This window comes from Streptomyces sp. NPDC001796 (genome assembly GCF_042892355.1).
Lineage (GTDB): Bacteria > Actinomycetota > Actinomycetes > Streptomycetales > Streptomycetaceae > Streptomyces.
Window position 1 is genome coordinate 37,246 of sequence record NZ_JBIAUC010000030.1, and the last position, 21,087, is coordinate 58,332.

Sequence of the window (21,087 nt, forward strand, 5' to 3'; positions counted from 1 at the left end):
ACCCGAATCGTGCGAGGCTGATTGCGTTCAGCCCGTCCGTCGCACCTTGAGGAACTCGACATCCATGAGCCCCGCCGAAGGCGACCGTGACCCCCAGCGCATCCTGATCGTCGACGACGAGCCGGCCGTGCGTGAAGCACTCCAGCGCAGCCTCGCCTTCGAGGGCTATGCCACCGAGGTGGCCGTGGACGGTGCGGACGCGCTGGAGAAGGCGACCGCCTACAAGCCGGACCTGGTGGTCCTCGACATCCAGATGCCGCGCATGGACGGCCTCACCGCCGCCCGCCGGATCCGGGGCGCGGGCGACACCACTCCCATCCTGATGCTGACGGCCCGCGACACGGTCGGCGACCGTGTCACCGGCCTGGACGCCGGGGCCGACGACTACCTGGTCAAGCCGTTCGAGCTGGACGAGCTGTTCGCCCGCATCCGCGCCCTGCTGCGCCGCAGCCACTACGCGGCCGTGGCGGGCGCGGCCGAGGAGAACGACGTCCTCACCTTCGCCGACCTGCGCATGGACCTCGCCACCCGCGAGGTCACGCGCGGCGGGCGCCCGGTGGAGCTGACCCGTACCGAGTTCACGCTCCTGGAGATGTTCATGGCACACCCGCGCCAGGTGCTGACCCGTGAGCAGATCCTGAAGGCGGTCTGGGGCTTCGACTTCGAGCCGTCGTCGAACTCGCTCGACGTGTACGTCATGTACCTGCGCCGCAAGACGGAGGCGGGCGGCGAGCCGCGTCTGGTGCACACCGTGCGTGGCGTGGGCTACGTCCTGCGGCAGGGCGGCGCCGAGTGATCAAACGGTTCCGAGCCCTCCCGCTGCGCTCACGGCTGGCCCTTCTGGTGGCGGCCGCGGTGGCGTTCGGGGTGGCGGCGGTGTCGGTCACCTGCTGGTTCATCGTGCAGGGCAAGCTGTACCAGCAGGTCGACAGCCAGCTGACGTCCGCCAGCGGCCCGGTCAAGATGGTGGGCCTGACGAACACCCTGAGCAACTGCACCACCACGCCGCATCCGCAGGACGACCGTGGTCCGCAGCCCGACACCTACTACATGCAGGTGATCAACACGGACGGCAGGGTCTGCGTCTACCAGCAGTCCGCGGGCCTCCTCCGCGTCACCCGCACGGATCTCGAGATCGCCAGGAACCCGGACCCGGACAAGAGGATCATCCACAACGGCACCGACAGCAGGGGCAACCCGGTGCGGGTGATCGCGGCGCCCCTGGTGAGCGAGGGTCCGGGCGGAATGCAGCTGTTCTCCGACAGCGCCCTGCTCGTGGCGGTCCCCCTCGCCGACACCCAGAAGACCCTCGGTGACCTGGCTCTGGTCCTCCTCGTGGTGTCCGGCATCGGTGTCGTGGGGGCCGGGGCCGCGGGTCTCGCCGTGGCCCGGGCGGGCCTGCGTCCCGTCGACAAGCTCACCGAGGCCGTCGAGCACATCGCCCGCACCGAGGACCTCACCACCCGCATCCCGGTGGACGAGGAGAGCGAGGACGAGATCGCCCGCCTGTCCCGCTCCTTCAACTCCATGACGTCGGCCCTGGCCAGCTCCCGGGAACTGCAACAGCAGCTGATCGCGGACGCGGGCCATGAGCTGCGCACCCCGCTCACGTCGCTGCGCACCAACATCGAACTGCTCACGCGCAGCGAGGAGACGGGCCGCCCGCTGCCCCCGGAGGATCGCAAGGCGCTGCTCGCCTCGGTGAAGGCGCAGATGACGGAGTTGGCCTCGCTCATCGGTGACCTCCAGGAACTGTCGCGCCCCACGAGCGGCCAGCACGCCGGCAAGGCGCAGGTGGTGGCCTGGCAGGACGTCGTCGAGTCGGCGCTGCGCCGCGCCCGGCTGCGCGGTCCGGAGCTGACGATCACGGCGGACCTCCAGCCGTGGTACGTCCGCGCGGAGCCGTCCGCGCTGGAGCGGGCGGTGGTCAACATCCTGGACAACGCGGTGAAGTTCAGCCCCGGGAGCGGCACGATCGAGGTCCAGCTCGCCGACGGCGTCCTGACCGTACGCGACCACGGCCCGGGGATCGCGGCCGACGAACTCCCGCACGTCTTCGACCGCTTCTGGCGCTCCCCGAGCGCCCGCGCCCTGCCCGGTTCCGGTCTCGGCCTGTCGATCGTGGCCCGCACGGTGGAGCAGGCGGGCGGCGAGGTGTCCCTGACCCCTGCGGGGGGCGGCGGCACGGTGGCGACGGTACGGCTGCCGGGTGCGCCCACTCCGCCCCCGGAGGAACAACCGGCTGTCGCGTAGCGGCGCCGGGAAACGGCCGAGGCGGGGCCCCGGACACCGGTCCGGGGCCCCGCCTCGTTGTTCGAGGGTTACTTGACCACCGTGATGCGGTCCGCCGCAGGCACCGGATACGGCGACGCGGCCGACGAGTTCGCCGTCAGGTACGCCTCGAAGGCCGCCAGGTCGTCGCCGCCCACGAGGACGTTCGTGCCCTTGCCCAGCTCGGCGAAACCGTCGCCGCCGCCCGCGAGGAAGGAGTTCATCGCGACGCGGTAGGTGGCGGCGGGGTCGATCGCCGCGCCGTTCAGCCGGACGGAGTCCACGAGCACGCGCGCGGCCCCGGCCTTGGTCAGGTCCAGCGTGTAGGTGAGCCCCTTGGACACCTGGAGGATCTTCGGTGACGCCTCGTTCGCGCCGCTGACCTGCTGCTGCAGCGCGGTGATCAGCTGTGCCCCGGTCAGGTTCACCAGGTTGACGGTGTTGGCGAACGGCTGCACCGTGTACGCCTCCCCGTACGTCACCACGCCGTCGCCCTCGCCTCCGCTCGCCGCGTAGGTGAGCGGGGCGCGAATGCCGCCGGGGTTCATCAGCGCGAGGTCCGCCTCGGGTAGCGGCCGGGGTGTTGCGGACCGGGCCTGCTGCCGTGGGCGCCGGCCGGGAGCGCGGCGAGAAGGGTGCCGACCGTGGCCAGGCCCGCGGCGGCGGCGAGGATGCGGTGAAGACGTCTGTGCCGGACGTTCGGCGGCATGTGCCCCCCTGTGGTGTGTAAAGAACGCGCCAAGACGGTGATTCGCGCAGCTCAGGGTCAACGCGCGTAGCACAAAAGGGGGTTCAGGGTTACGAGCGGGTTGCCTTTTACCTCCCCTTTCCTTCCTCCGCCCCGTACCCTCGTACCCATGACCAGCGACGACACCGCCCGCCCGGCCCCGACCCGCTCCCTCGAGACCGTCACCGCGCTCTCGCCCGAACAGGCCGACGCCGTGCTGGCGCTCCTCGCCTACGCCGCCCGGGTCGACGGGCAGCAGGCCGTGTCCGAACAGGGGCGGCTGCAGCTGCGCGGCGGCGAGCGGGACGGCGTCTCCCATCTTCTGCTGACGGTCGACGGCACGCTCGTCGGATACGCCCAGCTGGAGGACACCGACCCGGTGGAGGCGCCGACCGCCGAGCTGGTCGTACACCCGGCGCACCGCGGCCACGGGCACGGCCGGGCGCTGGGCACCGCGCTCCTCGCGGCCTCCGGCAAGCGGCTGCGGGTGTGGGCACACGGCGGCCACTCCGCGGCGCGGCACCTGGCACAGGTGCTGGGCCTGACCCTGTTCCGCGAACTGCGCCAGCTGCGCCGCTCGTTGACGGACTTCGACCCGCCGGAGCCGACGTTGCCGGAGGGTGTCACGGTGCGCACGTTCGTGCCCGGGCAGGACGACGCGGCCTGGCTCGGCGTCAACGCGGAGGCGTTCGCCCACCACCCCGAACAGGGCTCCCTCACCCAGCGGGACCTCGACGACCGCAAGGCGGAGCCGTGGTTCGACCCGGAGGGCTTCTTCCTGGCGGAACGGGAGGGGTCACTGGTCGGCTTCCACTGGACCAAGATCCACGCGGGGGAGCGGCTCGGCGAGGTGTACGTCCTGGGCGTCCGTCCCGGCACCCAGGGCACCGGCCTGGGCCGCGCCCTCACCACGATCGGCCTGCGCCACCTGGCGGCCCGGGGCCTGCCGACGGCGATGCTGTACGTCGACGCGGACAACAAGGCGGCCCTGTCGGTGTACGAGCGCCTGGGCTTCACGACATACGAGACGGACCTGATGTACCGGACGGAGACCTGAGCCGCCGGCCCTCCGGCTGGAGGCAGGGGGTTTTCGCCCCCGCCCCCTACCCTTCCCGTCCCTGGGGGCTGCGCCCCCAGACCCCCGCTGTCGGCCTTGCGGCCTCGTCCTCAAACGCCGGACGGGCTGAGTGATGCCGACCCGGCGGAAATTCAGCCCCTCCGGCGTCTGAGGAGCGGGGCCCGGGGGCTGACCCCCGGATGGGGTCTGGGGGGAGCCCCGCGACGCAAGGGCGGACCCCCGAGGGTGCAGGGGACGCAGTCCCCGCCCGGGTCTGGGGCGGAGCCTCAAGCGGGGCCCAGAGGACGCAGTCACCGCCGGGGTCTTAGGCGGAGCCCCAGCGGGGCCCAGAGGACGCAGTCACCGCCGGGGTCTTAGGCGGAGCCCCAGCGGGGCCCAGAGGACGCAGTCCCGCCGGAGTCTGGGGCGGAGACCCGAGCGGGGCCAGGGGCGGAGACCCTGGCGGGGTTGAAGGGGCGGAGCCCCTGGAGGATGGGACGGGTGGGGCGGCGGGGGCGACGTCGCCGGGCCTCCCCCCGCTATCCCGCACGTCATGTCGCCGTAACCATTGATTCAGACGGGCTTGCGACGCTCAGTGAATGAACGTCGCCGTGCCAGAGCCCTTGCCGCCCCCGGACAACGGGGCCGGTGCGGACCGTGCGCGCTCACTGCCGCCCGGTCGTTCCGACGCGCCCGTCACCCGTTCGGCGCGGAAGAATGGGTTTATGAGCCAGCAGAACGCCCAGGCGCCGGTCCACCCGTCCCCCGTCACCCCCCGTGAGGGAGAGCCGTCGGGTCGCGCGAACATGCAGAATCAGCAGCCCTCCGTGGGTTCCATCGCCGCGCACCGCCCGCACACCGTGGCCGCGGCGGTCTCCGGACTCGATCCCGACCTCGACGCCGACCTCGACGCCTACGAGGAGGCCGAGAGCGCCCAGCTGTCCCAGGGCCGCTTCCTGGACCGCGAGCGCAGCTGGCTCCAGTTCAACGAGCGTGTCCTCGAGCTCGCCGAGGATCCGAACACGCCGCTCCTCGAGCGCGCGAAGTTCCTCGCGATCTTCGCCAGCAACCTGGACGAGTTCTTCATGGTCCGGGTCGCGGGACTGAAACGTCGTATCGCCACCGGGGTCGCCACCCGGTCCGCGTCGGGCCTCCAGCCCCGCGAGGTGCTGGAGATGATCTGGGCCCGCTCCCGCGAGCTGATGGCCCGGCACGCCGCCACCTTCCAGGAGGACGTCGCCCCCGCCCTCGCGGAGGAGGGCATCCACATCGTCCGCTGGAGCGAGCTGACGGACAAGGAGCAGGCGCGGCTGTTCACGCTGTTCCGGCACCAGATCTTCCCGGTGCTCACCCCGCTCGCCGTGGACCCCGCGCACCCCTTCCCGTACATCTCGGGACTGTCCCTGAACCTCGCGGTCGTCGTGCGCAACCCGGTCTCCGGGCACCGCCACTTCGCCCGTGTCAAGGTGCCGCCGCTGCTCTCCCGCTTCCTGGAGGCCTCCCCGCAGCGCTACGTCCCCATCGAGGACGTCATCGCCGCGCATCTGGAGGAGCTGTTCCCGGGCATGGAGGTGCTGGAGCACCACACCTTCCGGATAACCCGGAACGAGGACCTCGAGGTCGAGGAGGACGACGCCGAGAACCTGCTCCAGGCCCTGGAGAAGGAGCTCATGCGGCGCCGCTTCGGCCCGCCGGTGCGCCTGGAGGTCGAGGAGTCCATCGACCGCTACGTGCTCGACCTGCTGGTGCGCGAGCTGAAGATCTCCGAGGCCGAGGTCTACCCGCTGGCCGGCCCCCTCGACCTCACCGGCCTCTTCGGCATCGCCAACCTCGACCGGCCCGAGCTGAAGTACCCCAAGTTCGTCGCCGGCACCCACCGCGACCTCGCGGAGGTCGAGTCGGCGTCCGCGCCGGACATCTTCGCCGCGCTGCGCGAGCGGGACGTCCTGCTGCACCACCCGTACGACAGCTTCTCCACGTCCGTGCAGGCGTTCCTGGAGCAGGCCGCGGCCGACCCGGACGTCCTCGCGATCAAGCAGACGCTGTACCGCACCTCGGAGACCTCTCCGATCGTCGACGCCCTGATCGACGCCGCCGAGTCCGGCAAGCAGGTCCTCGTACTGGTGGAGATCAAGGCCCGCTTCGACGAGCAGGCCAACATCAAGTGGGCCCGCAAGCTGGAGGAGGCGGGCTGCCACGTCGTCTACGGTCTCGTCGGGCTGAAGACCCACTGCAAGCTGTCGCTCGTGGTGCGGCAGGAGGGTGAAACGCTTCGCCGGTACAGCCACGTCGGCACGGGCAACTACCACCCGAAGACCGCACGCCTGTACGAGGACCTGGGGCTGCTGACCGCGGACCCGCAGGTCGGCGCGGACCTGTCCGACCTGTTCAACCGGCTGTCGGGCTACTCCCGCCGGGAGATCTACCGCCGCCTGCTGGTCGCCCCCAAGTCCCTGCGCGACGGCCTGGTCTCCCGCGTCAACAAGGAGATCCAGCACCACCGGGCCGGCCGGCCCGCGTCCGTCCGCATCAAGGTCAACTCGATGGTGGACGAGGCCGTCATCGACTCCCTCTACCGGGCCTCCCAGGCGGGCGTCCCCGTCGACGTGTGGGTGCGCGGCATCTGCGCGCTGCGCCCGGGCGTGGCCGGCCTGTCCGAGAACATCCGCGTACGGTCCATCCTCGGCCGCTTCCTGGAGCACTCCCGCGTCTTCGCCTTCGGCAACGGCGGCGAGCCGGAGGTGTGGATCGGCAGCGCCGACATGATGCACCGCAACCTCGACCGCCGTATCGAAGCACTCGTCAGGGTCACCGACCCGGCGCACCGGGCGGCCCTCAACCGGCTCCTGGAGACCGGTATGTCCGACACCACCTCGTCCTGGCACCTGGGCCCGGACGGCGAGTGGATCCGGCACGCCTTCGACGCCGACGGCCAGCCCCTGCCGAACATCCAGGAGATGCTCATAGACGCCCGGAGGCGCCGGCGTGGCACAGCAACACCTTGATCCCCCCTCCGACCCCACGGTCGACCGCACGGCCGGGCCCTCCCCCAAGCTCTCGACTGCTCCCCCACTCTCGACCTCGCTCGAGCGGGGGGACCCCCATGAGCAGGCAGGCGCCCCCACCGGGGACGCCCTCGCGGAGTACCTGCGGGCCCAGGCCACGGAGTTCCTCCGTGCGCTGCGCCAGCACCGGGAGGCCGGTGAAGGGGGTTTGCCCGCTCGGGGGAAGTCGCGTGCGGGGGAGGGGGGCGGTACCGAGGACTCCGGCGACGCCGCGCTCGCCCTGCGCCGCTCGGCCCGCCGGATCAGCGGCACGTTGCACACGTTCCGCGCCCTGCTCGACGCCGAGTGGTCGGAGGCGATGCGGCCGGAGCTGGCCTGGCTGTCGGGCACGCTGGCCCGCGAGCACGCGTACGCGGCCCGGCTCGACCGCCTGCTGCTCGCGCTGCACCGGCTGTCGGGCTCGTCGGCCTTCCCCACGCAGACGACCGGCGCGGCGGAGGGCGCCGGGCCGCGCGACCGGGTCGGCGTTCCCGAGCGCGGCAACCTGACCGTGGGCGCCGCGAAGGCGGGCGCCCTGCTGGAGCGTCAGCTCACCCTGGCCCGCACCCGCGCCCACTCGGCGGCCCTGCAGGCGCTCGGTTCCAGCCGCTTCCACGCGGTGGCGGACAGCGTCGCCGTCCTCGCCAGCGAGGTCCCGCTCACCCCGGCCGCGGCGACCGCCGACCTGCGCCCGTCGGCCGCGGCGGCCGAGGAGCGGCTTACCGACGCGGTGGCCGCCCTGCCGCTGGTCACCGCGGGCCACCCGTACAACGCGGAGGCCCTCGTGCACGGTCTGTCCCCGGACCCGGCCCCGCACCCGCAGGACGGCCCCTGGCACCAGGTCCGGCTGCTGCTGCGGCTGCACCGCTACGCGTTGGAGGTGCTGCAGGGGCGGTACGGCGAGAACGCGGCGGTCGACCTGCGGCTGCTGGCGGCCGGGCAGGCCCTCGACCGGCACCGGGACGCCTCGGAGGCGGCGGCAGCGGCGGCAGCGGCGGCCCGCACCCCGCGCATCGCCCCGGCGACGGCGTACGCCCTGGGCGTGCTGCACGCCGACCAGCGCCACGAGGTGGAGGCGGCCCGCTTCGCCTTCCAGCAGTCCTGGCAGAAGCAGGCGGTGGGTACTCCGTAGACGCCGCAGGGACGGCAGGGCTCACGGGGGCGCGCACCGTATGCGTGAGAGAGGAGCCGGAGCACCCGATGACCGAGGAGACCATCCGTGCGGCGGGCTGTGTCCTGTGGCGCCGCTCGCCGGTCGACGGCGCGCTGGAGATCTGTCTGGTCCACCGGCCGAAGTACGACGACTGGTCCCACCCCAAGGGCAAGCTGAAGCGCGGCGAGGACCCGCTCACGGGGGCGCTGCGGGAGGTGGCGGAGGAGACGGGCTACACCGCCGTGCCCGGCGCGCCCCTGCCCACCGCGCGCTATCCGGTGGGCGGCCGCCCCAAGCAGGTCCACTACTGGGCGGCCGAGGCGACGGAGGGCTCCTTCGCCCCCAACCGCGAGGTCGACCGCGTCCTGTGGCTCCCCCCGGTCGCGGCCCGCCACCGTCTGACCCAGCCGCGTGACAAGGAACTCGTCGACAGCCTGCTGCGGGTACTGGAGCAGCCGACCGCCCGGACACCCGTCGCGGAATGACACGCGCGGCAGGCGGGAGCCCGACATGAGTGGATGAGAACCGTTGCGTAGAGTGACGGAGGTCGTGAGGAGAATCCGGGATCACCCCGTGTCCTCAACGTAAGCGTTCCGTGACCTAACCACACCGTCCGCAGGGGTTCACCCCCCGTTCACTTTCGGCCATAGGCGCCTTCACCTGATCTGCCTAATTTCGGCCTTACCAGGTGGCGGGCGCGACCTCATGTGTGCGCCCTCATCACCCCACTTCGCACGCCGCCGAATCAGGACGGCGGCTCCTGGAAGGAACTCCCGAAAGTGAAGCTTCAGCGCATGAACCGGCGGGCCCTCACCCTCGGTGCTCTCGCCGTCTCCGGCGCCCTGGCCCTCACGGCGTGCGGCTCTGACGACACGGGCTCGAAGAGCAGCAGCGGGGGCAGCAGCGCCTCCGCCGGCGCGTCGAACGCCGGCTCCATCAAGTGCGACAACGCCAAGGGCCAGCTGCTCGCCGACGGCTCCTCCGCGCAGAAGAACGCCATCGACGCCTGGACGGCCGCGTTCAGCCAGGCCTGCCAGGGTGTGCAGATCAACTACAAGGGCAGCGGCTCCGGTGCCGGTGTCACCGCGTTCACCCAGGGCCAGCTCGCCTTCGCCGGTTCCGACTCCGCGCTGAAGCCCGCAGAGATCGAGGCCTCCAAGAAGATCTGCACCGGCGGCGGCCAGGGCATCGACCTGCCGATGGTCGGCGGCCCGATCGCCCTCGGTTACAACCTGCCGGGCGTGGACAACCTGGTCCTGGACGCCACCACGCTGGCCAAGATCTTCAACAGCGACATCAAGACCTGGGACGACCCGGCGATCAAGAAGCTGAACCCGAACGCCAAGCTGCCGTCCACCAAGATCTCGGCCTTCCACCGTTCGGACGAGTCCGGCACCACGGACAACTTCACCAAGTACCTCAAGGCCGCGGCCCCCGCCGTCTGGGGCAAGTACTCCGGCGGCAAGGCCTGGCAGGCCCCGGGCGGCCAGTCCGCTCCGCAGTCCGCGGGTGTGGCCCAGCAGGTGAAGCAGACCGCCGGCGCCATCGGCTACTTCGAGCTGTCCTACGCCAAGGACATGAACACGGTCGCCATCGACACCGGCGCCTCCTCCCCGGTCAAGCCCTCCACCGACGCCGCCAGCAAGGCCATCGCGGACGCCAAGGTCGTCGGCACCGGCCAGGACCTGGCGCTGAAGCTCAACTACAACACCAAGGCCGACGGTGCCTACCCGATGGTCCTGGTGACGTACGAGATCGTCTGCGACAAGGGCAACAAGGCTGACACCCTGCCCGCCACCAAGGCCTTCCTGCGCTACATCGCCAGCACGGACGGCCAGTCGATCCTGACCCAGAACAGCTACGCGCCGATCCCCGACGCGATCATCTCCAAGGTCCGCACCACCATCGAGGGCCTGAGCTGACCTGAGTGTGCGGCCCGGCCCCCTGGGGCCGGGCCGCACCGTCCGGTGCACCGCCGCCTGGAGCCTAGCCACGAGCGCGGCTCCGCAGACCGGAGATCCCGATGGACATATCAACAAAGAACACACAAGCGCCTCCCCCCGCCCCCCAGCCTTCCGTGGCCGAACAGAAGCGCGCGGCCCGCGGTGCCACCCGGCCCGGAGACCGGATCTTCCTCGGTCTGTCCCGTGGGTCGGGCATCCTGCTGCTGGTGATCATGGCCGCGATCGCGGCCTTCCTCACCTACCGGGCCTACCTGGCCATCAGCAAGGACCACGGCAACTTCCTGGCCACCTTCGAGTGGAACACCGGAGCCGTTCCGCCGGTCTTCGGCATCGCCGTCCTGGCGTTCGGCACGGTGGTCTCCTCGATCATCGCCATGGTCATCGCGGTCCCGATCGCGGTCGCCATCGCGCTCTTCCTCACCCACTACGCCCCGCGCCGGCTCTCCGGCCCCATCGCGTACGTGATCGACCTGCTCGCCGCCGTGCCGTCCATCGTCTACGGCCTGTGGGGCGCCCTCATCCTCGTACCGCACCTGACCGGCCTCTTCAGCTGGCTGAACGACTACTTCGGCTGGACCGGCATCCTCTCCTGGGACGGCGGCCCGCCGCGCTCGCTGCTCACCGTGGGCATCCTGCTGGCGATCATGATCCTGCCGATCGTCACCAACGTCAGCCGTGAGGTGTTCCGCCAGGTCCCGCGCATGCACGAGGAGGCGGCTCTCGCCCTCGGCGCCACGCGCTGGGAGGTCATCCGCATGGCGGTGCTGCCCTTCGGCCGCTCCGGCGTGATCTCCGCCTCGATGCTCGGTCTCGGCCGCGCGCTCGGCGAGACCATGGCCGTCGCCACCGTCATCTCCCCGGACTTCCTCATCCACGGCAGCCTGCTCAACCCGGGCGGCGGCACCTTCGCCCAGAACATCGCCAGCAAGTTCAACGAGGCGACGGAGTACGGCCGTGACGCGCTGATCGCCTCCGGTCTGGTCCTGTTCGTCATCACCCTGCTGGTCAACGGCGCGGCCCGCGCGATCATCGCCCGCCGCAAGGAATACTCGGGGGCCAACGCATGAGCACCGCAGCCGTCGCCGACAAGCGCCCCAGCACCCTGCGCGGCGCCAGCCTGCCCAAGTGGTCCCCGTGGGCCATCGCCGCCGGTTCGATCGCCGTCGCGTGCGGCATCGGCGCCGCCGCCGGCCTCACGAGCCACATCCAGTGGGGCCTGATCGCCACGATCCTCTTCCTCCTCGGCACCTACGCCATCGCCGCGCGCGTCGAGGGCCGCCGTCAGGCCAAGGACCGCATCGCGACCTCCCTGGTGTGGGTGGCCTTCCTGCTCGCCGTGGTTCCGCTGGTCTCCCTGGTGTGGACGACCCTCTCGCGCGGTGTGAAGGTCCTCGACATCTACTTCCTGACCCACTCGATGGGCGTCGTCCCCGACTCCCAGCCCGGCGGTGGCATCTACCACGCCATCCTCGGCAGCCTCGAGCAGGTCGGCCTCGCCACCGTCATCGGCGCGCCGATCGGCGTGCTCACCGCCATCTACCTGGTGGAGTACGGGCGCGGCAGGCTCGCCCAGGCCGTCACCTTCTTCGTCGACGTGATGACCGGTATCCCGTCGATCGTCGCCGGTCTGTTCATCCTCAGCCTGATGCTGATCTTCAAGATGGAGCCCTTCGGCTTCGCCGGTTCGCTCGCCCTGGCCATCCTGATGATGCCGGTGGTGGTCCGCTCCACGGAGGAGATGCTCAAGCTCGTCCCGAACGAGCTGCGCGAGGCGTCCCTCGCGCTCGGCGTCCCGAAGTGGCGCACCATCCTGAAGGTGGTCCTGCCCACCTCCATCGGCGGCATCACGACCGGCATCATGCTGTCGATCGCCCGTATCGCCGGTGAGACCGCGCCGGTCCTGCTGCTGGTGTTCGGCAACCGCTTCATCAACGCCAACCCCTTCGAGGGTGCCCAGCAGTCGCTGCCGCTGTACATCTACCAGCAGTACGCGAACAGCGCCGGCGCCAACGCGGCGTACGACCGTGCCTGGGCGGCGTCGCTGACGCTGATCGCCTTCGTGATGATCCTCAACCTGCTGGCCCGCGGCATCGCCCGCTGGAAGGCCCCGAAGACCGGTCGCTGAGGGCGGCCATACAGCGACCGATCAAGACTTTCTGGAAGTGAAGTAGTCATGGCCAAGCGAATCGACGTAAGCGGGCTCACCGCCTACTACGGCTCCCACAAGGCGATCGAGGACATCTCGATGTCGATCGAGCCGCGGTCGGTGACGGCGTTCATCGGCCCCTCCGGCTGCGGCAAGTCGACGTTCCTGCGGACACTGAACCGTATGCACGAGGTCACCCCCGGTGGCCGCGTCGAGGGCAAGGTGCTGCTCGACGACGAGGACCTGTACGGCGCCGGGATCGACCCGGTCTCCGTCCGCCGTGAGGTGGGCATGGTCTTCCAGCGCCCGAACCCCTTCCCCACGATGTCGATCTTCGACAACGTGGCGGCCGGTCTGCGGCTGAACGGCAACTACAAGAAGAGCGAGCTGGCGGACGTCGTCGAGAAGTCGCTCAAGGGCGCCAACCTCTGGAACGAGGTGAAGGACCGCCTGAACAAGCCGGGCTCCGGTCTGTCCGGTGGTCAGCAGCAGCGTCTGTGCATCGCGCGGGCGATCGCGGTGGAGCCGAAGGTGCTCCTGATGGACGAGCCCTGCTCCGCCCTCGACCCGATCTCCACCCTCGCCATCGAGGACCTGATCGGCGAGCTGAAGGAGCGCTTCACGATCGTCATCGTGACGCACAACATGCAGCAGGCGGCCCGTGTCTCGGACCGTACGGCGTTCTTCAACCTGGCGGCCGTGGGGCAGCCGGGCAAGCTGATCGAGATCGACGACACCGAGCGGATCTTCTCCAACCCGTCGGTCCAGGCGACCGAGGACTACATCTCGGGTCGCTTCGGCTGATCCGGCGGTCCGTCCGAAGACCCCTCGCGGTGCTGCATGGCGGTGCCACCGCGAGGCCGAAGAGGGCCCGCCCCCGGCTCCCGGGGGCGGGCCCGCTCGTGTCCCGGGCCGCTACTCGGCCACTTCCGTACGCTCCCACCACCGGTAGACGGTGACGTTCTGCTCCTCGACGTCCTCATGGCGCGTGGTGACCTTGTAATGCTCGTACCCACCACGGTGCGGAATCTTGAGCTCCTGGCCAGGAGGGACAACCGGGACGACCTTTCCGGCCAGTTCCTCGGGTCCACCTTCAAGAAGTGCCTTGCTACCCATACCTCCAGTTTTGCCACCCTGCCGACACCCGCATCTCGAAGCCACGGGCCGGCACGGCGGCAACCGGAGTCGGCGCGGCCGCGTCCCTACAGGAACGCCAGGTTGATCAGCCCGAACGCCGTGGCCGCGACCAGCGCCGCCGCCGGCATCGTGATGAACCAGCCCAGGACGATGTTCTTCGCCACGCCCCAGCGCACCGCGTTCACCCGCTTGGTCGCGCCCACACCCATGATCGCCGAGGTGATCACATGCGTCGTGGAGATCGGCGCCTTGAACAGGAACGCCGTCGCGAACATGATCGACGCCCCAGTGGTCTCCGCCGCGAACCCCTGCGGCGGGTCCAGTTCGATGATCTTGCGGCCCAGCGTGCGCATGATGCGCCAGCCGCCCGCGTACGTGCCGAGCGACAGCATCGCCGCGGAGACGAGCTTCACCCACACCGGGATCGGGTCCCCGTAGTTCTCGACGTCCGCGATGACCAGGGCCATCACCACGACGCCCATCGTCTTCTGCGCGTCCTGCAGACCGTGGCCGAGCGCCATGCCCGCGGCCGACACCGTCTGGGCTATCCGGAAACCGCGCTTCGCCTTGTGCGGGTTGAATCGGCGGAAGATCCACATGATGGCCGTCATCACCAGGTAGCCGACGATCAGGCCCACCACCGGCGACAGGAACATGGGAGTGATGACCTTGTCCACGACGCCGGACCAGTGCACCGCCGTACCGCCCGCGAGGGCCGCGCCCACCAGTCCGCCGAACAGCGCGTGCGACGAGGACGACGGCAGCCCGTAGTACCAGGTGATCAGGTTCCAGACGATGGCGCCGAGCAGTGCCGCGAAGAGGATGCCCATCCCCTTGCCGCCCTGGGGCGTCTGGATCAGTCCCTCACTGACCGTCTTCGCCACGCCGCTGCCGAGGAAGGCGCCGACGAGGTTCATCACCGCCGCCATCGCCAGCGCCGCCCGCGGGGTGAGCGCCCGCGTCGAGACCGATGTCGCGATGGCGTTCGCGGAGTCGTGGAAGCCGTTGGTATACGCGAAGAGGAGTGCGACCAGGATGGTCAGGATGAGAGCGAAGGTGTCCATGGACGCCTCAGGACTCCTTGACCGCGATGGTCTCCACGGTGTTGGCCACGTGCTCGAACGCGTCCGCGGCCTCCTCCAGCACGTCCACGATCTGCTTGAGTTTCAGGACCTCTATCGCGTCGTACTTGCCGTTGAACAGGTGGGCCAGCAGCTTGCGGTGGATCTGGTCCGCCTGGTTCTCCAGCCGGTTGACCTCGATCCAGTACTCCGTGAGGTTCTCCATCGTGCGGAGGTTCGGCATCGCCTCGGCCGTCAGCTCCGCCGCCCGCGCCAGCACCTCGATCTGCTGCTCGACGCCCTTCGGCAGTTCCTCGACGTTGTAGAGGACGACCAGGTCGACGGCCTCCTCCATGAAGTCCATGATGTCGTCGAGGGACGAGGCGAGGGAGTAGATGTCCTCACGGTCGAACGGCGTGATGAACGAGGAGTTCAGCTGGTGGAAGATCGCGTGCGTGGCGTCGTCACCGGCGTGTTCCGCGGCCCGCATACGCTCTGCGATCTCGGCCCGGGCGGAGGCGTCCGCCCCGAGCAGTTCCATCAGGAGCTTCGAGCCGGTGACGATGTTGTCCGCGGATGCGGCGAACATGTCGTAGAAGCTCGTCTCCCTGGGGGTCAGACGAAATCGCACGTGGGGTCCTCAGGATGCTTCGGTTTCGGTCAGGCTGATGCTAAGGGCATCATCCGGCCACGGCTAAGGGGCCGTCCTCCAGTGTCACCCATCGGACAGTGTGGTCCTCACGGGGGCACTGCGGAGGTGGCCGGGCAGTGACCAAGAGCCGTATACCCAGCAAAGTTCGTTATCATATACCCGTGGGGGGTATATCTCCGCAGCGGGGCACGAGGAGGACGCGATGACGACGACCGAGGCCGGCGCGACTGCGCCCTCGGGGGGCACCGACGCCGTGGTGACCGATCACGACCGCGGCATCCATGGCTACCACAAGCAGAAGGACGAGCACCTCAAGCGCCTGCGCCGCATCGAGGGCCAGATCCGCGGCCTGCAGCGCATGGTCGAAGAGGACGTCTACTGCATCGACATACTCACGCAGGTCTCGGCCTCCACGAAGGCCCTGCAGTCCTTCGCGCTCCAGCTGCTCGAGGAGCATCTGCGCCACTGCGTCGCGGACGCCGCGCTCAAGGGCGGCGCGGAGATCGACGCAAAGGTGGAGGAGGCGACGAAGGCGATCGGCCGCCTGCTGCGGACCTGACGACGGCGGCTCACTCGCCGGAGGCGTCCCGTTCCTCGGCCACCCTCAGCACCTCGTCGATGCTTTCCAGACTCAGCCGGTCCTCGTGCGCGGCCGAGGCCGCAATGATCAGGTCACCGCACAGTTCGATCTCGGCGAGGGCCACGTGGTCCTGAACTGCCGTACCGCCGTCCGGAGCCACGTGCATCACCTCTTTCTGCCGTCACCGGCTTCCTGGGGCCGGCTTCCTAGGGTAGGGAGCGGCCCCTGGGCGGCGCATGGCACGGACGGACCATTTCCGGCCCCCCTCAACCGCGCCACTTCCGGCCACTCGCCTGCGCCAGGCCGGCCCCGCGCCCGCACCTCACTGCTCGGCGATCTTCCCGGCGAAGATGTCCCCGGACGCCGGCAGCCGTACGTCGGCCGGGGCCCCGAAGTCGTACAGCACCGTCGTCGACGCCACCGCCACCGGCGTCCTCTGCCGCCCGCCCACGAAGCTGAACCGGTGGCGGACCTCGCGGATGCGCCCCTCGTCGTCGAGGTAGGCGTCGAACGGGACCTCGGCCGTGGCGAACCCTTTCGCCGCCGCCTGGAGCGCCTTCCTGTTCCCGGCGGACGCGTCGCGTGCCGCCAGCCCGATGTCGGCGACCCCGCGGTAGTGCCGCACCGGCGTCCCGCCGACCCGGGTCCTGCCGACGTACGTCGCCTTCCGCACCCCGCGCAGCAGCTCCGCGGCCGTGTACGGGTCGGTGGCGCCGCCGGTGACCAGGTTGCCGTCGGAGATCGTGGTCGTGTCGACCCGCACCCACTTGTCGGCGGGCACCCCCGCGCCCCGGTTCTTCATGAAGAGGGCGCCCGGGGCGAGCAGTTCGGTGATGGGACGGTGCTCGTCGGCGCCCGCCGGGTCCTGAGGGAGCGTCACGGTCAGCCGCCCGAGCCGGCCCCGGTAGTCGTAGACGCCCTCGCCGCGGATGGTGACCCGGGTGCCGCCGGTCGCCATCTCCATCGACGTACGGGCCTTGGAAGTCCCCGCGCGCACCAGGACAGCCGCCGCCTGGTGCAGCGCCTGGACGGCGCCCGGGCCGGAGCGCGCGTCCTCGGCGGCGGCCCCGTCGCCGGCACAGCCGGTGAGCGAGGGCGAGCAGACCAGGAGCCCCACCGTCGCGACCACCGCCGCACCGACCCGACCGCGCTGCCGCACCACCATCGCCTGCCTACCCCCAGCCGGTCCGTCCCGGTGCCCTCCTGTCGTTCCGGTTAACGACGGGTAGGGGGACCCGTCACGCGCGCCTTCGGCAGTTCACTTGCCCTGGGTAACCTTGTCGGAGTGGAGCATCAGGACATCCCCACCGGTCCCGAGAAGCACCGCACGACAACGGTCGAACAGGGCCGTTTCTGTGTGGCCCGGTGCAGTTGCGGCTGGCGGGGGCCTGCCCGCAGAGCCCGCAGCCTGGCGCGATCGGACGCGGAGGTGCACGAGGCCGGCTAGGGGTTCGACGCCGGACGTGCGCGCCCACACCGTGCTCACCCTGTAGCGATTCTGTGGCACTTCCCTGCGCAACCCTCCGCGACGAGGCCCCGTCTCGTTCTGCGGAACCCAAGGGAGGCGCACATGCAACGGCGTACGTTCATCGGCGGGGCCACCGCCGCGCTCGCGGCGACGGTCACCACCACCGCGTGCAGCGGCGGCACTTCGGCCGGCGTCGGCACGTCCCTGCGGACGGACAGCGCCGGCGCGCACGCCCCCGCCGACTGGACGGACCTTGCCAGGGATCTGGACGGCACCCTGGTGCGCCCCGGCGACCGCGCCTGGCCCACCGCCCGACAGCTGTACAACACCCGCTTCGACGGACTGAAGCCGGCGGCCGTGGCGTACGTGGCGCACACCGACGACATCCGCACCGCGCTGGCGTACGCGCGCGTGCACCGCGTCAAGGTCGCGATACGCAACGGCGGGCACTCCTACGCCGGTTGGTCCTCGGGGGACGGACGCCTGATCATCGACGTGGGCAAGCTCGACACGATACGGGCGAGCGGCGGCGAGGCGGTCGTCGGCGCGGGTTCCAAGCTGATCGACGTCTACCGCGCGCTCACCGCGAAGGGTGTGACAATACCCGCCGGTTCCTGCCCCACGGTCGGCGTCTCCGGCCTCACCCTCGGCGGCGGCCACGGGGTGGTCTCCCGGGCATACGGACTGACCTGCGACAGCCTTACCCAGGCGACCCTGGTCACGGCGGACGGCAAGCAGATCGTCGCGAACGCCACCGAGAACAAGGACCTGTTCTGGGCCCTGCGCGGCGCGGGCAACGGCAACTTCGGCGTCGTCACCGAGCTCCGCTTCAGGACCCACCCGGCGCCGCAGGCCGTGTCGGCGTACCTGACCTGGCCCTGGTCCAGGGCCGCCGCCGTGCTCAGGGCCTGGCAGGAGTGGGGCCCCGGCCAACCCGACGAGATCTGGTCCTCCTGCCACCTCGAGAACGGCGGCACCCCCACCGTCTCCGTCGCAGCCTTCTCGCTCGGCACCTACGGCGATCTCCAGAACGCCGTCGACCGCCTGGCCGCCGAGGTGGGCGCCCCGGCACGCAGCGTCTCGCTCCGGCGGCACTCCTACGAGGGCGCGATGGAGGCGTACGCGGGCTGCTCCTCCTTCCCCACAGCCGCCCAGTGCCACCTGCCGGGCTCGACACCGGGTCGCAGCCCGCAGGGCGCCCTCGGCCGGGAGACGTACGCGGCCCGCTCCGACTTCTTCGACCGCTCGATCCCGGCGGCCGGCATCCAGACGATCCTGCGGCAGGTCGCACAGGTACGGGGCGGCGCGGGCAGCGTCGCCTTCATCGCGCTCGGCGGCGCGGTCAACCGGGTGGCACCTACGGCGACGGCGTTCGTGCACCGCCGGTCGCGGATGCTGACGCAGTACATCGCGAGCTGGCGGCCCGGCACCTCCGGCGCAGCCGCGCAGTCCTGGCTGAATTCCGCGCACACGTCGATGCGCGGCTACGCGTCCGGGGCGGCGTACCAGAACTACACCGACCCGGCGCTGACGAACTGGCGGAAGGCGTACTACGGCGACGCGGCCACCCGCCTCGCCCAGCTGAAGCACCGGTACGACCCGGACGGCTTCTTCACGTTCCCGCAGTCGCTGTGACCGCGCCGGGACGCCAAGGCCCCTACGCCGCCAGGTCCCTGTCCTGAGGGCAGGACGACTCGCGCCGCGCCCCGGAGATCACGGTCTCCGCGGCGCGTCCCCCGCGGGCCCGGATCAGCCGGCCGGCGCGCGGTGAGCGTTCGACGGCCTTCATGACCGGGGTGAGCACCGCCGTGGCGAGCGGGGAGAGCAGCAGGGCGACCGCCGTGCCGAGGGCGAAGCCGCCGATGACGTCCGTCGGGTAGTGCACGCCCATGTAGACACGGCAGAAGCCCTCGAGGAGGGCCAGGCCGAGACCGAGCAGCCCGAACCTCCGGTTCGCCACGAAGAGTGCGACGGCCATGGCCATGGTGAGCGTGGCGTGGTCGCTGACGAAGGAGTAGTCGGTCTTGCCGGTGACGAGGACATCGAGCCCCTGGTGGTCGACGAACGGCCGGGGGCGCTCCACGAAGCCCCGGATCGGCACGTTCACCAGCACCGCGATACCGGCGGCCAGCGGCGCCCAGACGATCGCCGCCACGGACGACGCCGCGTCCTCGCCGCCCCTGCGCCGCACGCTCGTCCAGCACCACAGGACGAGCAGCACCATGGCGAGCAGCAGGCCCCACTCGCCGACGAACCCCATGACCCGGTCGAACCAGTGCGGTGCTTCCTTGGCCAGGCCATTGATGTCGTAGAGCAGATCGACGTCGGGGTTCGACCCTGACTCGGCCAGTCCAGCCATCGTGCGCGGCCCCTTCGTCGTCCGTCCCACCCGCGGACACGCCTTGCGCGCGCCGCTGCACCATCCCCGTGGTCGTAGATCCGCTCCACGTCGAGCCGGCTGCCGTACGTCAACGCTCTACGGGAGAAGGAACGCACAGTCCTGTTCCCAACGTTCCGCATTCCACCGAATGATCACGCAGACGTTATCGAAGAGAGACACGTCTTCGCAGCTCACGGGGGTGAGCGTGAGGGAAGGTTCCAGCCAGGGCGCACCCGCGCATACGCCGTTCACATCCCGATTCACACCGTGGTGGGCAGCGCTTTCGCGCCATCCTCGGTGACACGCGTCGCCCCGAAGTAGTCGGAGCCGTCGATCGGGTCGAAACGAATGACGGCACCGGTTCTCGGCGCGTCGATCATGTAGCCGCCGCCGACGTAGATCCCGACGTGGTGGATGGCGCGGGAATCGGTCGGGTCGTGCGAGAAGAACACCAGGTCGCCGGGGAGCAGTTCGTCCCGGCTGGGGTGCGGTCCGGCGTTGTACTGGTCGTTGGCCACGCGCGGCAGCGTGATGCCGACGCTCGCGTACGCGGCCTTGGTCAGGCCGGAGCAGTCGAAGCGTCCGCCCTCCTCGGGCGTGCCGTCGCCGCCCCACAGGTAGGGAGTGCCGAGCTTCTTCTGCGCGTAGTAGATGGCCCCGGCCGCCTGCTTGGAGGGGTCGAGCCGCTGGACGGGCGCGGCGAAGCTCTTCGCCAGGGTGGTGATCGTCCTGACGTAGTTCTGGGTCTCCTTGTACGGCGGCACGCCTCCGTACCGGATGACCGCGTACGCCCCCGCGTTGTACGCGGCGAGCATGTTCTCCGTCGGGTTACCGGGCTCGTCCTTGACGTAGGAGGCGAGCTTGCAGTCGTAGGAGGCGGCCGACGGGATCGCGTCGCGCGGATCCCAGACGTCGGCCTTGCCGTCGCCGTTGCCGTCGATGCCGTGGATGGCCCAGGTGCCGGGGATGAACTGCGCTATGCCCTCGGCCTTGGCGGGGCTCGTGGCGTTCGGGTTGAAGCCGCTCTCCTGGTAGAGCTGGGCGGCCAGCAGCGCGGGGTTGATGGCGCTGCACAGGTTGCCCCACTTCTGCACGATGGCGGAGTACGCGGCGGGCACGGCGTTCTTGGCGAGGGCGACGGATCCCCCGCCGATGCCGTTCGCGAGGTTCCCCGCGACCGTGTAGACCCCGACGACGAGCAGCATCACGAAGCTCAGCGCGGCACCGACGGCTACGGTCGCCCAGATCCACGCCTTACGCACCGTCAACCGCCCCTCGCCGCCCGGGAGTACGCCGAGGGTCAGTGTAGGGGCGAGAGCTGTCCGGCGACCCTGAAAAGCCCTGGCCGGACGACGTGGACCGCAGAAGACCGGCCACCGGGGAAGGGGGGCCGGGGACTTCGACCGCCGGACGGCGGTGGCGGTGCTACGCGTCGGATGCGGCGGTG

Annotated in this window: 20 protein-coding genes and 1 pseudogene; 12 read left to right on the forward strand and 9 right to left on the reverse strand. The window is 70.6% G+C overall.

The window, feature by feature from the left end; all coding sequences use genetic code 11:
* The first annotated feature begins 64 nt into the window (after positions 1 to 64).
* Both ACFYZE_RS34410 and ACFYZE_RS34415 read left to right on the forward strand, forming a co-directional pair.
* Positions 65 to 796 carry a response regulator transcription factor gene (locus tag ACFYZE_RS34410; RefSeq protein WP_389003090.1) on the forward strand — a complete coding sequence of 244 codons (732 nt, stop codon included), beginning with the start codon at positions 65 to 67 and terminating at the stop codon, positions 794 to 796.
* Positions 793 to 2,253 carry a sensor histidine kinase gene (locus ACFYZE_RS34415; RefSeq protein WP_389003093.1) on the forward strand — a complete coding sequence of 487 codons (1,461 nt, stop codon included), beginning with the start codon at positions 793 to 795 and terminating at the stop codon, positions 2,251 to 2,253. Before ACFYZE_RS34410 ends, ACFYZE_RS34415 begins: the two co-directional genes overlap by 4 nt.
* 68 nt (positions 2,254 to 2,321) lie before the next feature.
* On the opposite strand, the pseudogene ACFYZE_RS34420 reads toward ACFYZE_RS34415, so the two are convergent.
* Both ACFYZE_RS34420 and ACFYZE_RS34425 read right to left on the reverse strand, forming a co-directional pair.
* A pseudogene (locus tag ACFYZE_RS34420) lies at positions 2,322 to 2,840 on the reverse strand (5'-nucleotidase C-terminal domain-containing protein); the annotation flags it as partial.
* Positions 2,819 to 2,980 (reverse strand): hypothetical protein, encoded by a 162-nt coding sequence (locus tag ACFYZE_RS34425; RefSeq protein ID WP_389003172.1) that lies wholly within the window; start codon positions 2,978 to 2,980, stop codon positions 2,819 to 2,821. The gene ACFYZE_RS34425 and the pseudogene ACFYZE_RS34420, both read right to left, overlap by 22 nt.
* A gap of 148 nt (positions 2,981 to 3,128) precedes the next feature.
* Between ACFYZE_RS34425 and mshD the strand changes: the two genes are divergently transcribed.
* The 8 genes from mshD to pstB all read left to right on the forward strand — a co-directional run bounded on the left by mshD (position 3,129) and on the right by pstB (position 13,166).
* A complete protein-coding gene (mshD, locus tag ACFYZE_RS34430) occupies positions 3,129 to 4,055 on the forward strand; it encodes a mycothiol synthase (protein WP_389003096.1) in 927 nt (308 codons plus the stop codon).
* Positions 4,056 to 4,654: 599 nt separating this feature from the next.
* Positions 4,655 to 7,060: an RNA degradosome polyphosphate kinase gene (locus ACFYZE_RS34435; RefSeq protein WP_389003099.1), complete on the forward strand. Its 2,406-nt coding sequence runs from the start codon at positions 4,655 to 4,657 to the stop codon at positions 7,058 to 7,060.
* The gene (locus ACFYZE_RS34440) at positions 7,041 to 8,231 is read left to right on the forward strand and encodes a CHAD domain-containing protein (RefSeq protein WP_389003102.1); all 1,191 of its coding nucleotides are present in this window, start codon (positions 7,041 to 7,043) and stop codon (positions 8,229 to 8,231) included. Before ACFYZE_RS34435 ends, ACFYZE_RS34440 begins: the two co-directional genes overlap by 20 nt.
* Before the next feature lie 68 nt (positions 8,232 to 8,299).
* The gene (locus ACFYZE_RS34445) at positions 8,300 to 8,737 is read left to right on the forward strand and encodes an NUDIX hydrolase (protein WP_389003105.1); all 438 of its coding nucleotides are present in this window, start codon (positions 8,300 to 8,302) and stop codon (positions 8,735 to 8,737) included.
* Between the two features lie 294 nt (positions 8,738 to 9,031).
* A complete protein-coding gene (gene pstS, locus ACFYZE_RS34450; RefSeq protein WP_389003108.1) occupies positions 9,032 to 10,174 on the forward strand; it encodes a phosphate ABC transporter substrate-binding protein PstS in 1,143 nt (380 codons plus the stop codon).
* A 101-nt stretch (positions 10,175 to 10,275) separates the two neighbouring features.
* Positions 10,276 to 11,283 (forward strand): phosphate ABC transporter permease subunit PstC, encoded by a 1,008-nt coding sequence (pstC, locus tag ACFYZE_RS34455; RefSeq protein ID WP_389003111.1) that lies wholly within the window; start codon positions 10,276 to 10,278, stop codon positions 11,281 to 11,283.
* A complete protein-coding gene (gene pstA, locus ACFYZE_RS34460) occupies positions 11,280 to 12,341 on the forward strand; it encodes a phosphate ABC transporter permease PstA (protein ID WP_389003114.1) in 1,062 nt (353 codons plus the stop codon). Before pstC ends, pstA begins: the two co-directional genes overlap by 4 nt.
* Before the next feature lie 48 nt (positions 12,342 to 12,389).
* Positions 12,390 to 13,166, forward strand: coding sequence for a phosphate ABC transporter ATP-binding protein PstB (gene pstB / locus ACFYZE_RS34465; protein ID WP_366027257.1), 777 nt, complete (start codon positions 12,390 to 12,392; stop codon positions 13,164 to 13,166).
* Positions 13,167 to 13,277: 111 nt separating this feature from the next.
* Here the strand turns inward: pstB and ACFYZE_RS34470 are convergent, their stop codons facing one another.
* From ACFYZE_RS34470 to ACFYZE_RS34480, 3 genes are all read right to left on the reverse strand, one after another.
* Positions 13,278 to 13,478, reverse strand: coding sequence for a DUF5988 family protein (locus tag ACFYZE_RS34470; RefSeq protein WP_389003117.1), 201 nt, complete (start codon positions 13,476 to 13,478; stop codon positions 13,278 to 13,280).
* 86 nt (positions 13,479 to 13,564) lie between these two features.
* On the reverse strand, positions 13,565 to 14,563 hold the full coding sequence (locus ACFYZE_RS34475; RefSeq protein ID WP_389003120.1) for an anion permease: 999 nt from the start codon (positions 14,561 to 14,563) through the stop codon (positions 13,565 to 13,567).
* Between the two features lie 7 nt (positions 14,564 to 14,570).
* Positions 14,571 to 15,191 (reverse strand): DUF47 domain-containing protein, encoded by a 621-nt coding sequence (locus ACFYZE_RS34480; RefSeq protein WP_055490603.1) that lies wholly within the window; start codon positions 15,189 to 15,191, stop codon positions 14,571 to 14,573.
* A gap of 223 nt (positions 15,192 to 15,414) precedes the next feature.
* Here ACFYZE_RS34480 and ACFYZE_RS34485 point away from each other — a divergent pair, with 223 nt between their 5' ends.
* The gene (locus tag ACFYZE_RS34485) at positions 15,415 to 15,771 is read left to right on the forward strand and encodes a metal-sensitive transcriptional regulator (RefSeq protein WP_389003123.1); all 357 of its coding nucleotides are present in this window, start codon (positions 15,415 to 15,417) and stop codon (positions 15,769 to 15,771) included.
* A gap of 10 nt (positions 15,772 to 15,781) precedes the next feature.
* Here the strand turns inward: ACFYZE_RS34485 and ACFYZE_RS34490 are convergent, their stop codons facing one another.
* Both ACFYZE_RS34490 and ACFYZE_RS34495 read right to left on the reverse strand, forming a co-directional pair.
* On the reverse strand, positions 15,782 to 15,958 hold the full coding sequence (locus ACFYZE_RS34490; RefSeq protein WP_389003127.1) for a hypothetical protein: 177 nt from the start codon (positions 15,956 to 15,958) through the stop codon (positions 15,782 to 15,784).
* Positions 15,959 to 16,114: 156 nt separating this feature from the next.
* Positions 16,115 to 16,957, reverse strand: a complete 843-nt coding sequence (locus ACFYZE_RS34495; protein ID WP_389003130.1) for a hypothetical protein — start codon at positions 16,955 to 16,957, stop codon at positions 16,115 to 16,117.
* Positions 16,958 to 17,362: 405 nt separating this feature from the next.
* Here ACFYZE_RS34495 and ACFYZE_RS34500 point away from each other — a divergent pair, with 405 nt between their 5' ends.
* Positions 17,363 to 18,895: an FAD-binding oxidoreductase gene (locus ACFYZE_RS34500; RefSeq protein ID WP_389003133.1), complete on the forward strand. Its 1,533-nt coding sequence runs from the start codon at positions 17,363 to 17,365 to the stop codon at positions 18,893 to 18,895.
* A 22-nt stretch (positions 18,896 to 18,917) separates the two neighbouring features.
* On the opposite strand, the gene ACFYZE_RS34505 is transcribed toward ACFYZE_RS34500, so the two are convergent.
* Complete coding sequence (locus ACFYZE_RS34505; protein WP_389003136.1) at positions 18,918 to 19,619, reverse strand: phosphatase PAP2 family protein; 702 nt, start codon at positions 19,617 to 19,619, stop codon at positions 18,918 to 18,920.
* Between the two features lie 281 nt (positions 19,620 to 19,900).
* Complete coding sequence (locus ACFYZE_RS34510; protein ID WP_389003139.1) at positions 19,901 to 20,908, reverse strand: NlpC/P60 family protein; 1,008 nt, start codon at positions 20,906 to 20,908, stop codon at positions 19,901 to 19,903.
* Between the last annotated feature and the right edge of the window lie 179 nt (positions 20,909 to 21,087).

Bases quoted from the DNA above. Each gene is read 5' to 3' on its own strand.
- ACFYZE_RS34410 (WP_389003090.1), top strand. From the start codon at position 65: ATGAGCCCCGCCGAAGGCGACCGTGACCCCCAGCGCATCCTGATCGTC.
- ACFYZE_RS34425 (WP_389003172.1), bottom strand. From the start codon at position 2,980: ATGCCGCCGAACGTCCGGCACAGACGTCTTCACCGCATCCTCGCCGCC.
- mshD (WP_389003096.1), top strand. From the start codon at position 3,129: ATGACCAGCGACGACACCGCCCGCCCGGCCCCGACCCGCTCCCTCGAG.
- ACFYZE_RS34435 (WP_389003099.1), top strand. From the start codon at position 4,655: ATGAACGTCGCCGTGCCAGAGCCCTTGCCGCCCCCGGACAACGGGGCC.
- ACFYZE_RS34445 (WP_389003105.1), top strand. From the start codon at position 8,300: ATGACCGAGGAGACCATCCGTGCGGCGGGCTGTGTCCTGTGGCGCCGC.
- pstC (WP_389003111.1), top strand. From the start codon at position 10,276: ATGGACATATCAACAAAGAACACACAAGCGCCTCCCCCCGCCCCCCAG.
- pstA (WP_389003114.1), top strand. From the start codon at position 11,280: ATGAGCACCGCAGCCGTCGCCGACAAGCGCCCCAGCACCCTGCGCGGC.
- pstB (WP_366027257.1), top strand. From the start codon at position 12,390: ATGGCCAAGCGAATCGACGTAAGCGGGCTCACCGCCTACTACGGCTCC.
- ACFYZE_RS34470 (WP_389003117.1), bottom strand. From the start codon at position 13,478: ATGGGTAGCAAGGCACTTCTTGAAGGTGGACCCGAGGAACTGGCCGGA.
- ACFYZE_RS34475 (WP_389003120.1), bottom strand. From the start codon at position 14,563: ATGGACACCTTCGCTCTCATCCTGACCATCCTGGTCGCACTCCTCTTC.
- ACFYZE_RS34485 (WP_389003123.1), top strand. From the start codon at position 15,415: ATGACGACGACCGAGGCCGGCGCGACTGCGCCCTCGGGGGGCACCGAC.
- ACFYZE_RS34490 (WP_389003127.1), bottom strand. From the start codon at position 15,958: ATGCACGTGGCTCCGGACGGCGGTACGGCAGTTCAGGACCACGTGGCC.
- ACFYZE_RS34495 (WP_389003130.1), bottom strand. From the start codon at position 16,957: ATGGTGGTGCGGCAGCGCGGTCGGGTCGGTGCGGCGGTGGTCGCGACG.
- ACFYZE_RS34500 (WP_389003133.1), top strand. From the start codon at position 17,363: ATGCAACGGCGTACGTTCATCGGCGGGGCCACCGCCGCGCTCGCGGCG.
- ACFYZE_RS34505 (WP_389003136.1), bottom strand. From the start codon at position 19,619: ATGGCTGGACTGGCCGAGTCAGGGTCGAACCCCGACGTCGATCTGCTC.